This is a genomic window from Micromonospora sp. CNZ297, from assembly GCF_007827625.1.
The window spans coordinates 22,865-35,307 of record NZ_VISU01000039.1 but is presented as its reverse complement, the minus strand read 5'-3'; the positions used below and the strand labels follow the sequence as shown (position 1 = coordinate 35,307).

Here is a 12,443-nt window from a genome sequence, read left to right as displayed (position 1 = left end):
GTTCTAGCTTGGTCGCTGAACCAACTACCGGAGACCTCTTCAATTAGCGACCACCGCCACGCCCCAACACCGACGCCCTACGAAACACGGCCTAGAGCTCAAGGCTGGCAGGGCGACCCTGCCCCACATCGCTGTGTGACCACGACGGGGCCCGCTCGTCGTTCACAAGCACATCCTGGCTGACCCGGGCAACGACCCGCACGTCATCAACCTGCGGGGCCGGCTCCAGTGCGGAACGATATGGCTGATACCGGCGGGTAATCCCGCATAGGTGAGCCGAGTTCTGCCGTCGCCGCCGGGACGGACCGCGCCAACGCCCGGCCACTCGCTCCGCTGCCCGAACCGATCATCGCCCCGGACGCTCGCCCACCTTGCACATCCACCGACGTAACCGGCTCGGTGGCATCCTCCATGAGTACGGACATGCCGCTTGACCTGCCTGGATGGAAACCTCGGCAGGCACAGGGCCAGCTTCTACACCACTCACCCGGCGTCGTGGCAGCTGCCGACACCTAAGGCACTCGATATGAAATCAAGGAAGCAACATGCCGGCCCATCCGGCATTGGCGCGGAGCCGCAGGCCAAAGCCGGTGAACGCCGAGGGGGAACGACCTCAACCCGCGGCACGGTTACCGCCATCAAAGATCATTCGTTACCGGATGTTACCGCCGTTACCTGGGAAGATCTCCATCTCCCCAGGTCAACCGGTCGGGACGGCCGGATTCGAACCGACGACCCCTTGACCCCCAGTCAAGTGCGCTACCAAGCTGCGCCACGTCCCGATGCCCCCGCCAGGTCTCCCCCGCGGCAGCCGGTACAGCTTAGCGCAGGATCTTCGCACCGTGCGCAGAGGCCCCTCCCGCGCCGCGCGCCACACCCCCTAGAGCGTCCTAGGAGGGTGGCGTGCGGCAACAAGCGGCGACCAGGGGTCAGCCGTGGGCCTTGCCCCGGCCGCCGGGGCCGAGCTTCTTGCGCGGGCGTACCGAGATCTCGATCGGGCTGCCCTCGTAGCCGAACTCCTCGCGGAGCTTGCGCTCGACGAAGCGCTGGTAGCCGGCGTCCAGCGGCCCGGTGGTGAACAGCACGAACCGCGGCGGCGCCGCCCCGGCCTGGGTGGCGAACAGGATGCGTGGCGCGCGTCCGCCGCGTACCGGGTGCGGGGTGGCCTGGACCAGCGCGGTGAGCCACTGGTTGAGCTGCGCGGTCGGGATGCGCGTCTCCCAGCTGGCCAGGGCCTTGCGCAGCGCGGGCGCGAGCTTGTCGACGGCGCGGCCGGTCTTCGCGGACAGGTTCAGCCGGATCGCCCAGGGGATGCGTCGCAGCTCCCGGTCGATCTCCTTGTCCAGGTAGTAGCGGCGGTCGCCGTCGACCAGGTCCCACTTGTTGAACGCGATGACCAGCGCCCGGCCGGACTCGACCACCATGGTGAGGATCCGCTGGTCCTGCTCGCTGATCACCTCGCTGGAGTCGATCAGCACCACGGCGACCTCGGCCGCCTCGATCGCCGAGGCGGTGCGCAGGCTGGCGTAGTACTCGGTGCCGCTGGCCTTGCCGACCCGCTTGCGCAGACCGGCGGTGTCGACCAGCTGCCACGTTTCGCCGCCGATCTCGACCAGGCTGTCGACCGGGTCGACTGTGGTGCCCGCGACCGAGTCGACGACCGCCCGCTCCTCGCCGGAGAAGCGGTTGAGCAGGCTGGACTTGCCGACGTTGGGGCGGCCGACCAGGGCTACCCGGCGCGGGCCGCGCGGCCGGTTCTCCACGATCTTCGGCGCCTCGGGTAGCGCGTCCAGGATGGCGTCGAGCAGGTCGCCGGAGCCGCGGCCGTGCAGCGCCGACACCGGGAACGGCTCACCGAGGCCGAGCGACCACAGCGAGGTCGCCTCCATCTCGATGGTGGTGTTGTCGGCCTTGTTCGCGACCAGGATGACCGGCTTGGCGCTGCGGCGCAGCATCTTCACCGCGGCCTCGTCCACGTCGGTCGAGCCGACCATGGCGTCCACCACGAACAGCACCACGTCGGCGGTGACCACCGCGATCTCGGCCTGGGCGGCGATGGCCGCGGCACGGTCCTTGGCGTCGGGTTCCCAGCCGCCGGTGTCCACGACTGTGAACGCCCGGCCGTTCCACTGCGCGTCGTAGGGCACCCGGTCCCGGGTCACGCCGGGGATGTCCTCCACGACCGCCTGCCGACGGCCGATGATGCGGTTGACGAGCGTGGACTTGCCGACGTTGGGGCGGCCGACCACTGCCACCACGGGCTGCGGGCCGGTCGGCTCACCGGAGTCGGCCTCCGGCTCGCGCAACTCCACCCAGCCTTCGAAGTCCTCGCTCACGCGGCACCCCGCTCGGTGAGCATGTCCCGCAGACGCGCCACGACCTCGTCGATGCCCAGCTCGGTGGTGTCCAGCACCACCGCGTCGGGGGCCTGCTGCAGCGGGTTGACCTTGCGGGTCGAGTCGAGCCGGTCCCGGCGGGCCAGGTCGGCGGCGGTCGCCGCGACGTCGGCGGCGTCCTCGGCGCTGCGCCGCTTCGCGCGCGCCGCCTCGGAGGCGGTCAGGTACACCTTCAGGTCCGCGTCCGGCGCGACCACCGAGCCGATGTCCCGGCCTTCGACCACGATCCGGCCCGCGTCGGCGATCACCCGCCGCTGCCGGTCCACGAGCAGCTCGCGTACGGCGGCGACGGCGGCCACCGCGGAGACGGCTCCGGTCACCTCGGCGCCGCGGATGGCGGTGGACACGTCGGTGCCGTCGACTGTCACGGCGTACCCCTGGGGGTCGGTGCCGATGCGGAGGTCGGCCTCGGCGGCGACCTTTGCCACCGACTCGGCGTCGGTGAGTTCCACGCCGGAGCGCAGGACCGCCCAGGTCAGCGCCCGGTACATGGCGCCGGTGTCGAGGTAACGGGCACCGAGGCCCGTGGCCAGTCGCCGCGACACGGTGGACTTACCCGAACCGGACGGCCCGTCCACAGCGACCACGCATCGCCCGGCCGGTACGTTTTCCTCCACCGTTGTCCTCCTCAGCCCGTACCTCGCGGGTCGCCCGGTGTGCCGGGCGCCGTTGAGCGGATGTTCCGTCTTGAATCATGCCCGCGCCGCGCGGGCGTCCCACCGGGCCGGCGTGTGCCGGCCCGCGGACCGCGTCGAAGCCTACCGGGAGCCGTACCCCGATCGTCGGGGTCAGTCACCCACGGCCTTGAACAGGGCGGCGACCTCCGCGTTGGTCAGCCGCCGCATCCGCCCGGTGCGCAGGTCGCCGAGCTTGATCGGACCGATCGAGGTACGGATCAGACGGCTCACCGGGTGTCCCACCTCGGCCATCAGGCGCCGGACGATGTGCTTGCGCCCCTCGTGCAGGGTCAGCTCCACCTGGGCGGTTTTGCCAAGCGTGTCGACCACCTTGAACCCGTCGACCTTCACCGGCCCGTCCTCCAGCTCGACGCCGGCGGTCAGCCGCTTGCTCAGGTTGCGCGGGATCGGCCCGGCCACCTCGGCGAGGTAGGTCTTGAGTACCTCGTACGACGGGTGCATGAGCTTGTGGGCGAGGGTGCCGTCGTTGGTGAGCAGGAGCAGGCCCTCACTGTCGGCGTCCAGCCGCCCGACGTGGTAGACCCGCTGCTCCAGCCGCGCGCCGATGAAGTCGGCGAGCTCGGTGCGGCCCTTCTCGTCGGCCATGGTGGTGACCACCCCGCGCGGCTTGTTCATCGCCACGTAGACCAGGCGGACGTCGGCCTGGAGCCGCTCCCCGTCGACGACGATCACGTCGCGGGCCGGGTCGGCCTTGTCGCCGAGCTGCGCCACCCGCCCGTTGACTGTGACCCGGCGCCGGAAGATCAGGTCTTCACAGGCGCGCCGGGAACCCACCCCCGCGGCGGCGAGCACCTTCTGGAGGCGCTCGGCGCCCTCGTACACGGGGGCGTCGGGCTTCGGGGCACGGTCATCGCGTCGCATCGGCAAGCTCTTCTACGTCGTCGGGAAGGAACGGGGCGAGCGGCGGCAGGTCGTCCACCGAGTTCAGCCCCAGCTTCTCCAGGAACATGGTGGTGGTCCGGTAGAGGTAGGCGCCGCTGTCCGCTTCGGTGCCGCACTCCTCGACCAGGCCGCGACCCACCAGGGTACGGAGCACCCCGTCGCAGTTGACACCCCGGATGGCCGAGATGCGCGAACGGGTCACCGGCTGCCGGTAGGCGACCACGGCGAGCGTCTCCAGCGCGGCCTGGGTCAGCCGCACGGACTGCCCGTCCAGTACGAACCGTTCCACGTACGTCGCGTATTCCGGCCGGGTGTAGAGACGCCAGCCACCCGCGGCCCGGCGCAGGTCGAACCCGTGCCCTGCGGCGGTGTACCCGGCGGCGATCTCGTCGAGCATCGCGCCGACCCGCTCGGGGGCCTGTTCGAGGATCTCGGCCAGGACCAGCTCGCTGACCGGCTGGTCCACCACGAGCAGGATCGCCTCCAGGGCGCCGCGCAGCTCCGCGTCGTCCAGGACCGGTGCGGGCACCGGTTCCGGCGCGGCCCGCCGCCGTCCTCGCTTAGCGGGTACGCCCTCAGCCCCCGCTCCCCCACCCGCCCCCGGCGCCGCGTCCCGCGCGGGCAGGCCGACGTCTCCCCCGGCGTCGTCCGTCCCGGCCTCTCCCGAGATCTTGGTACGGTCCCGCCCTCCGAGGGGCGTCCCCGTACCAAGATCCCCCTGAACCGTGGCGATCTTGGAAGGAATGGGCCCCTCTGAGGGCCCTTCGCTTCCAAGATCCGCCGAGGAATCCGGTGTCGCGTCGAGATCTGCTTCCCGGGAATCGGTGGTGTCCGGGATGTCGGGGTCCGGGTGCTCGGCCGGTGCGTCGGAATCGTCCGGGGCGGGCCGGGGCGGGGCGGGGCGCTCCCACGGTGGCACCCATGCGGCGGCCTGGTCGGCCAGGGAGTCGCGGCGTTCCTCGTCGCTCATCCGTTCACTCCTGCGTCGGTGCGTGTTCGTCCGCCGCCTCGCTGGGCACGGCGGCGTCGGATGCGGCATCTGCGGCGACGTCGCCCGGCACGGCGGCGGATCCGGCGGCGTCGCTCACCCCGGCGCCAACGTCTGCCGGAGCAGCCGCGGCGTCGGCCGGGGCGGCGGGGACGGACGTGGTCGTGGGTTCGGGGCTGCCGGCGTACTCGTCGACGGTCAGCTCCGCCTCGCCGTCGACCGGGCCGGTCCAGCGGACGGTCAGTTCCTCCAGCGCCTGCTCCTGCACGAACGCGACAAGGCCCTGCCGGTACAGCTCCAGCAGCGCCAGGAACCGGGCCACCACCTCGAGCGTCATCTCGCAGTCGGCGCAGAGCAGCGAGAACGTGGCGACCCCGGCGCGGCGCAGCCGGTCGGCGATGATGCCGGCGTGTTCCCGGACGCTGACCCGGACCATGTGCACGTGCGCGATGGAGACCTCGGGCACCGGTTTCGGGCTCATCGCCTTGACCGCGAGCTTGCGCAGCCGCTCCGGACCGATGCCGAGCACCAGGTCGGGCAGCGCCTCGGCGTACCGCGGTTCGAGGGTGACCGCCCGCGGGTAGCGCCGGCCGCCTACCGCCTCCAGCTCGGCGATGTGCGCCGCGGCCTCCTTGTACGCCTTGTACTGCAGCAGCCGGGCGAACAGCAGGTCCCGCGCCTCCAGCAGCGCCAGGTCCTCCTCGTCCTCGACCTCGGCCGAGGGCAGCAGCCGGGCCGCCTTCAGGTCGAGCAGGGTGGCGGCGACGAGCAGGAACTCGCTCGTCTCGTCCAGGTCCCACTGGTCGCCCATGGCGCGCAGGTACGCGATGAACTCGTCGGTGACCTTGTGCAGCGCGACCTCGGTGACGTCCAGCTTGTGCTTGCTGATCAGCTGGAGCAGCAGGTCGAACGGGCCGGTGAAGTTGTCCAGCCGGACCGTGAAGCCACTCGTCTGCTTGGCGGTGCCCGGATCGGCGGGCACCACACCGTCGACCTCGGCGGCCAGCTCCGCGGCGACGGCGGGGTCGCCGGTGCCGTGCGGCGGGTCGAGGGGCGGTGCGGTCACCGGGAAACCGTAGACGACGCGGTGGGCGGCCGGCGTGCGACCTACCGGTCCGCCTGGGCGGCGATGACCTCCCGGGCGAGCTGCCGGTAGTTGCGCGCGCCCGAGGAGGCCGGGTCGAGGGTGGTGATCGGGGCACCGGCCACCGTGGACTCGGGGAACTTCACCGTCTTGGTGATGACGGTCTGGTAGACCTTGTCGCCGAACGCCTCGACCACGCGCTGCAACACCTGACGGCAGTGGGTGGTGCGGCTGTCGTACATGGTGGCGAGGATGCCTTCGAGTTCCAGGTCGAAGTTGAGCCGCTCGCGCACCTTGTCGATGGTGTCCAGCAGCAGCGCGACACCGCGCAGGCTGAAGAACTCACACTCCAGCGGGATGAGCACGCCGTGCGCGACGGTGAGCGCGTTGATCGCCAGCAGGCCCAGCGAGGGCTGGCAGTCGATCAGGATGAAGTCGTACTCCTTGCGGATGGTGCGCAGCACCCGCGCCAGGGCCATCTCCCGGGCGACCTCGTTGACCAGCTGGATCTCGGCGGCGGAGAGGTCGATGTTCGCGGGTAGCAGGTGCAGCCCGGCCACGTCGGTCTTGATCAGGACGTCCTCGGCGGTGACGTCGTCCTGCATCAGCAGGTTGTAGACCGACAGGTCCAGATTGTGCGGGTTGACGCCCAGCCCGACGGAGAGGGCGCCCTGCGGGTCGAAGTCGACGAGCAGCACCTTGCGGCCGTACTCGGCCAGGGCCGCGCCCAGGTTGATGGTCGTCGTGGTCTTGCCGACGCCGCCCTTCTGGTTGGCCATCGCGATGATCCGCGCCGGGCCGTGCCGGTCGGTCGGCATGGGTTCGGGGATCGGCTTGCGCATGGTGTACGCGGCCGGGTCGGCGGGGCCGAGATCGGCACCGAGCGTCGCCTGCTGCTCACGGAGCTCCGACGTCCAGGTCTCGGCACGGTCACCGTTTCCTGCCATGTCCTCGTTGCCCCCTCCCGACGACCACCCGGCGTCGGAGCCGTCCGACGTCCCTCGCGGCGCCGCTGCGCACCCCCGGTCCGTCGTACCTGGAGGCCCGCGCCGATGCCGACTGTACGCCACCGGCCAGCAGCACGTTCGGTAGCGGGTCGGCGTGTCGGCCGCCCGCCGGCCGGGTGTCCCGACGCCGGCGCTCAGCGAGCCCGGGGATGGGCTGTCGCGTACACCTCGCGCAGCCGTTCCACTGTCACCAACGTGTAGACCTGGGTGGTGGTCACCGAGGCGTGGCCGAGCAGTTCCTGCACCACGCGCACGTCCGCGCCGCCGTCGAGCAGGTGGGTGGCGTACGAGTGGCGCAGCGTGTGCGGGGAGACCGCGTCGGGTCCGTCGACCGGCAGGCCGGCGCGGGCGGCGGCGCTGCGCAGCACGGTCCAGGCGCCCTGCCGGGTGAGCGGGCCGCCGCGGGCGTTGACGAACACCGCGTGGGTGCCGCGCCCGGCGGCGAGCAGCGCCGGGCGGCCCCGCACCAGCCAGGCGCGCAGCGCGTCGGCCGCGTATCCGCCGACCGGGACCAGCCGGGTCCGGCCGCCCTTGCCGCGCAGCAGCACGGTTCCGGCGTCCAGGTCGAGGTCGTCGACGGCGGCGCCGACCGCCTCGGAGATGCGCGCGCCGGTGCCGTACAGGAATTCCAGCAGCGCCCGGTCGCGCAGCGCGCGGGCGGCGGGGTCGCCGGTGGCGCCGGGCGGGCCGGCGGCCTCCAGCAGCCGTAGGACCCCGTCGACGGGCAGCGCGCGGGGCAGCCGGCGCGGCGGCGCGGGCGGGCGGACGTCGCGGCTGGGGTCGGCGCCGGCCAGCCCTTCGCGCAGCGCGAAGCGGTGCAGGCCGCGGACCGCGCTGGCCGCGCGGGCGGCGGAGGAGACGGCGAGCGGCGGGTGGTCGTCGTCGCCCGCGCGCAGCCGGGCCAGGTGGGCCTCGACCTGCACGGGCCCGGCGGCCGCCAGGTCGTCCACCCCGGCCGCGGCCAGCGTGGCGAGGTAGCGGTCCAGGTCCCGGCGGTACGAGGCGAGCGTGTTCGCGGACAGCCCGCGTTCGACGGTGAGGTGGTCCAGGTAGGTCCGGACCGCACGGCGCAGGGCCGGCGCGGGTTCCGCGCCGGCCGCGCGCACAGCGGTCTCGGTCAGCTCAGCACCTCGTCCAGCGGCAGCACGTCCATGCCGTGCGCCTCGGCGACCGGGCCGTAGACGACCTTGCCGGCGTGGGTGTTCAGGCCCAGCGCCAGCGCCGGGTCGTTGCGCAGCGCCTGCTGCCAGCCCTGGTTGGCCAGTTCGAGGGCGTACGGGAGGGTGACGTTGGTCAGCGCGTAGGTGCTGGTGTTCGGCACCGCGCCGGGCATGTTCGCCACGCAGTAGAAGATCGAGTCGTGGACCTTGTAGACCGGGTCGGCGTGCGTGGTCGGGCGCGAGTCCTCGAAGCAGCCGCCCTGGTCGATGGCGATGTCGACGAGCACGCTGCCCGGCTTCATCCGGGAGACCAGCTCGTTGGAGATGAGCTTCGGGGCCTTCGCGCCGGGCACCAGCACCGCGCCGATGACCAGGTCCGCGTCGAGCACGGCCCGCTCGATCTCGTACGCGTTGGAGGCGACGGTCTGCAGGTGGCCCCGGTAGATGGCGTCGGCCTGGCGCAGCCGGGCCACGTTCTTGTCCAGCAGCAGCACCTCGGACTGCAGGCCCAGCGCGATGGCGGCGGCGTTCAGGCCGGACACGCCCGCGCCGATGACCACGGTCTTGGCCGCGTACACACCGGAGACGCCGCCGGGCAGCACGCCCCGCCCGCCGCCGGTACGCATCATGTAGAAGGCGCCCACCTGCGGGGCGAGGCGGCCGGCCACCTCGGACATCGGGGCGAGCAGCGGCAGCGAGCGGTCGGGCAGCTCGACCGTCTCGTACGCGATGCCGGTGACCTTCCGGTCGACCAGCGCGTCGGTGCACTCGCGGGACGCGGCCAGGTGCAGGTAGGTGAACAGCACCTGCCCCTCGCGCATCCGGTGGTACTCCTCGGCGATCGGCTCCTTGACCTTCAGCACCAGATCGGCGGTGTCCCACACCTCGTCGGCGGTGGCCAGGATCTTCGCGCCGGCGGCGGCGAACTCGTCGTCGGTGATGCTCGAACCGACTCCGGCGCCTGCCTCCACGAAGACCTCGTGGCCGTGGCGGGTGAACTCGTTGACGCCGGCGGGCGTGATCGCCACCCGGTACTCGTGGTTCTTGACCTCGCGGGGGATTCCGACCTTCACGATGCAGACACCTTCCTCCGGGGCGGCTCACCCCCGACTGCGCGGCCGCGCCGGCTCCGTTGCCGGCGCGGTCCGCCTGTCCCGCCGGCGGCAGTCTAGGCCCGTGGGAAGCCCACGGGCGGCGACACTGTGACATCCGGTGCCCGCTGGTCCTGACGGTGTGTCAGGCATGCCTCGGACTGCCCGGTGGAGACGCCATCCGCCGAGAGGACAAAGTTCGATGACATCTTCCCATCGGCTGAGCGGCGAGGCCGACAGGACGTGAACCGATCACTATTGTGTCCGCTCATGACCACTCCTTATCAGCAGTACCCGCAGGGCGTCTCCGACAAGAGCAAGGTCGTCGCGGGTGTGCTTCAGATCCTGCTCGGCGGCTTCGGCATCGGCCGGTTCTACATGGGCGACACCAAGACCGGTGTCATCCAGCTCATCGTCACGCTCGTGACGTGCGGCTTCGGCGCGATCTGGGGCCTCGTCGACGGCATCCTGATCCTCGTCAACGGCGGTGTCGACGGGCAGGGACGCCCTCTGCGCGACTGACCACAGGCGCACGGAAGGGGCCGCCCGGCGCAGTGCGCCGGGCGGCCCCTCGTCGTTTGCGGATCAGCGCGGCAGCGGCGCCTCCGGGCGGCGCAGCTCGGTGAAGCCGGTGTCGCGGGCGCGGGCGGCGGCGAGCAGCCCGGCCACGCAGGACGCGTTGGTGATCTCGCCGGCCAGCACCATCCGCACCGCCTCGTCCAGGTCCACGCGGACCACCTGGAGGTCGGCCTCCTCGTCGTGCCGGTCGTGCCGCTGATCGGCCGGCACGTCGGCGAGGTCGCGGGCCAGGAACACCCGCACCACCTCGTCGGCGAAACCGGGCGAGCTGTGCAGGTCGACGAGCACGTCGACGCGCCCGGCGGTCAGGTCCGCCTCCTCGGCCAGCTCCCGCAGCGCGGCGGCGGCCAGGTCCTCGCCGCCGACGTCCATCAGCCCGGCGGGCAGCTCCCACAGGTGCCGGCCGACCGGGTGCCGGTACTGGCGGATCAGCACCACCTGACCGGCGTCGTCGAGCGCCACCACGGCGACCGCGCCGACGTGCCGCACGTAGTCGCGGGTCGCGCTGCCGCCGCCGGGCATGGTGACGTCGTCGCTGACCACGGAGAAGATCCGGCCGGACCAGATCTCCCGGCGGCCGGTCACCTCGTACCGGTGCTCGACGCCGCTCACGCCGCCTCCCCGCGCGCCCGCGCGGACCGGCCGCTCACTTCGCGGACGCCTTCGCGCCACCGCCGCCGCCGGCCTTCTTCGACGCGCCGTCCAGGTCCACCGGCAGCTGGTCGGCCTGCGAGTACGCCACGGCGGCGCCGACGAACGCGGCGAACAGCGGGTGCGGCCGGGTGGGGCGGCTCTTGAGCTCCGGGTGCGCCTGGGTGGCCACGAAGAAGGGGTGCAGGTTGCGGTCCAGCTCGACGAACTCGACCAGCCGCCCGTCCGGCGACGTGCCGGAGATGGTCAGACCGGCCTTGGTGAGCTGGTCGCGGTAGGCGTTGTTCACCTCGTACCGGTGCCGGTGCCGCTCGCTGACCTCGGTGCTGCCGTACGCCTCGGCGACGATCGAGCCCTCGGCCAGCTTCGCCGGGTACGCCCCGAGCCGCATGGTGCCGCCCAGGTCGCCACGCCCGGCGACGATGTCCTCCTGGTCGGCCATGGTGGCGATGACCGGGTGCACGGCCTCCTCGTCGAACTCCAGCGAGTTCGCCCCGTCGAGGTTGGCCAGGTGCCGGGCCACCTCGATGGTCATGCACTGGAGGCCGAGGCAGAGGCCCAGCAGCGGGATGCCGTTCTCCCGCGCGTACCGGGCGGTGCCGACCTTGCCCTCGATGCCGCGGACGCCGAAGCCGCCGGGGATCACGATGCCGTCGACGCCGGACAGCGCGGCGGCGGCGCCCGCCGGGGTCACGCAGTCGTCGCTGGGCACCCACTTGAGCTGCACCCGGGCGCGGTGGCCGAACCCGGCCGCCCGGATCGCCTCGCTCACCGACAGGTACGCGTCGGGCAGGTCGACGTACTTGCCGACCAGCGCGACGGTGATCGTGTGCCGGGGCTGGTGCACCCGCTCCAGCAGGTCGTCCCAGCGGGTCCAGTCCACGTCGCGGAACGACAGGCCGAGCCGGCGCACCACGTACGCGTCGAGGCCCTCCCTGTGCAGCACCTTCGGGATGTCGTAGATGCTCGGCGCGTCCGGCGCGGCGGTGACCGCCTCCCGGTCGACGTCGCAGTACAGCGACAGCTTCTCCTTGACCTTGTCCGGGATCTCCCGGTCGCAGCGCAGCACCAGCGCGTCGGGCTGGATGCCGATGCTGCGCAGCTGCGCCACCGAGTGCTGGGTCGGCTTGGTCTTCAGCTCGCCCGACGGCGCCAGGTACGGCACCAGCGACACGTGCAGGTAGAAGCAGTTGTCCCGGCCCAGGTCGTGGCGAATCTGCCGGATCGACTCCAGGAACGGCAGCGACTCGATGTCGCCGACCGTGCCGCCGACCTCGGTGATCACCACGTCGGGCACCTGGCCGTCGGCGTCCGGGTCGGCCATGCCGCGGATCCGGGCCTTGATCTCGTTGGTGATGTGCGGGATGACCTGAACCGTGTCGCCGAGGTACTCCCCGCGCCGCTCCTTGGCGATCACCGCCGAGTAGATCTGGCCGGTGGTGACGTTCGCCTTGCCGGAGAGGTCCCGGTCGAGGAACCGCTCGTAGTGGCCGACGTCGAGGTCGGTCTCGGCGCCGTCCTCGGTGACGAAGACCTCGCCGTGCTGGAACGGGTTCATCGTGCCGGGGTCGACGTTCAGGTACGGGTCGAGCTTCTGCATCACCACGCGCAGTCCGCGCGCGGTCAGCAGACTGCCGAGGCTGGAGGCGGTGAGGCCCTTACCCAGCGAGGAGGCGACGCCCCCGGTGACGAAAATGTGCCTGGTCGTCCGTGCTGTTGGGGCCAAGGCCTGCTCCCGTGTCGTCCGTAGCGGTCGTGCGAACCGCCGTGCCGATCAGCAGAGTGATCACGCGATCCACGGGATTCCACGGTAACACCATCCGGACCGTGAGCCGGCGTCGCACCCGCTGTCGACGCACGTGAGGCCGGTGCCGGCCCTCCCCCGGCGCTCCCCTGGCGCTCTCCCG

Annotated in this window: 11 protein-coding genes and 1 tRNA gene; 1 reads left to right on the top strand and 11 read right to left on the bottom strand. The window is 72.0% G+C overall.

The window, feature by feature from the left end:
* Window positions 1-708 precede the first annotated feature (708 nt).
* From FB454_RS33110 to ald, 9 genes are all read right to left on the bottom strand, one after another.
* Window positions 709-782: transfer RNA gene (locus tag FB454_RS33110), tRNA-Pro, on the bottom strand.
* Between the two features lie 147 nt (window positions 783-929).
* Window positions 930-2,336, bottom strand: a complete 1,407-nt coding sequence (gene der / locus FB454_RS33105) for a ribosome biogenesis GTPase Der (protein ID WP_013285600.1) — start codon at window positions 2,334-2,336, stop codon at window positions 930-932.
* Complete coding sequence (cmk, locus tag FB454_RS33100) at window positions 2,333-3,013, bottom strand: (d)CMP kinase (protein WP_013285599.1); 681 nt, start codon at window positions 3,011-3,013, stop codon at window positions 2,333-2,335. Before cmk ends, der begins: the two co-directional genes overlap by 4 nt.
* Window positions 3,014-3,184: 171 nt before the next feature.
* Entirely contained in the window at window positions 3,185-3,955 is a 771-nt protein-coding gene (locus tag FB454_RS33095) for a pseudouridine synthase (protein ID WP_013477403.1), read from the bottom strand.
* Window positions 3,942-4,946, bottom strand: a complete 1,005-nt coding sequence (gene scpB, locus FB454_RS33090; RefSeq protein ID WP_145755597.1) for an SMC-Scp complex subunit ScpB — start codon at window positions 4,944-4,946, stop codon at window positions 3,942-3,944. Before scpB ends, FB454_RS33095 begins: the two co-directional genes overlap by 14 nt.
* A 4-nt stretch (window positions 4,947-4,950) precedes the next feature.
* Window positions 4,951-6,030, bottom strand: coding sequence for a segregation and condensation protein A (locus FB454_RS33085; protein WP_145755598.1), 1,080 nt, complete (start codon window positions 6,028-6,030; stop codon window positions 4,951-4,953).
* A gap of 41 nt (window positions 6,031-6,071) precedes the next feature.
* Window positions 6,072-6,995 (bottom strand): ParA family protein, encoded by a 924-nt coding sequence (locus tag FB454_RS33080; RefSeq protein WP_013285595.1) that lies wholly within the window; start codon window positions 6,993-6,995, stop codon window positions 6,072-6,074.
* A gap of 194 nt (window positions 6,996-7,189) precedes the next feature.
* Entirely contained in the window at window positions 7,190-8,161 is a 972-nt protein-coding gene (locus tag FB454_RS33075) for a site-specific tyrosine recombinase XerD (RefSeq protein ID WP_145755599.1), read from the bottom strand.
* Window positions 8,162-8,172: 11 nt separating this feature from the next.
* A complete protein-coding gene (gene ald, locus FB454_RS33070; RefSeq protein ID WP_013285593.1) occupies window positions 8,173-9,288 on the bottom strand; it encodes an alanine dehydrogenase in 1,116 nt (371 codons plus the stop codon).
* A 288-nt stretch (window positions 9,289-9,576) separates the two neighbouring features.
* Between ald and FB454_RS33065 the strand changes: the two genes are divergently transcribed.
* Complete coding sequence (locus tag FB454_RS33065; protein ID WP_030274369.1) at window positions 9,577-9,828, top strand: TM2 domain-containing protein; 252 nt, start codon at window positions 9,577-9,579, stop codon at window positions 9,826-9,828.
* 63 nt (window positions 9,829-9,891) lie between these two features.
* On the opposite strand, the gene FB454_RS33060 is transcribed toward FB454_RS33065, so the two are convergent.
* Entirely contained in the window at window positions 9,892-10,497 is a 606-nt protein-coding gene (locus FB454_RS33060) for an NUDIX domain-containing protein (RefSeq protein WP_013285591.1), read from the bottom strand.
* A gap of 34 nt (window positions 10,498-10,531) precedes the next feature.
* The gene (pyrG, locus tag FB454_RS33055; protein WP_145755600.1) at window positions 10,532-12,262 is read right to left on the bottom strand and encodes a CTP synthase; all 1,731 of its coding nucleotides are present in this window, start codon (window positions 12,260-12,262) and stop codon (window positions 10,532-10,534) included.
* Window positions 12,263-12,443 lie beyond the last annotated feature (181 nt).

Bases quoted from the DNA above. Each gene is read 5' to 3' on its own strand.
- FB454_RS33095 (WP_013477403.1), bottom strand. From the start codon at position 3,955: ATGCGACGCGATGACCGTGCCCCGAAGCCCGACGCCCCCGTGTACGAG.
- scpB (WP_145755597.1), bottom strand. From the start codon at position 4,946: ATGAGCGACGAGGAACGCCGCGACTCCCTGGCCGACCAGGCCGCCGCA.
- FB454_RS33080 (WP_013285595.1), bottom strand. From the start codon at position 6,995: ATGGCAGGAAACGGTGACCGTGCCGAGACCTGGACGTCGGAGCTCCGT.
- FB454_RS33065 (WP_030274369.1), top strand. From the start codon at position 9,577: ATGACCACTCCTTATCAGCAGTACCCGCAGGGCGTCTCCGACAAGAGC.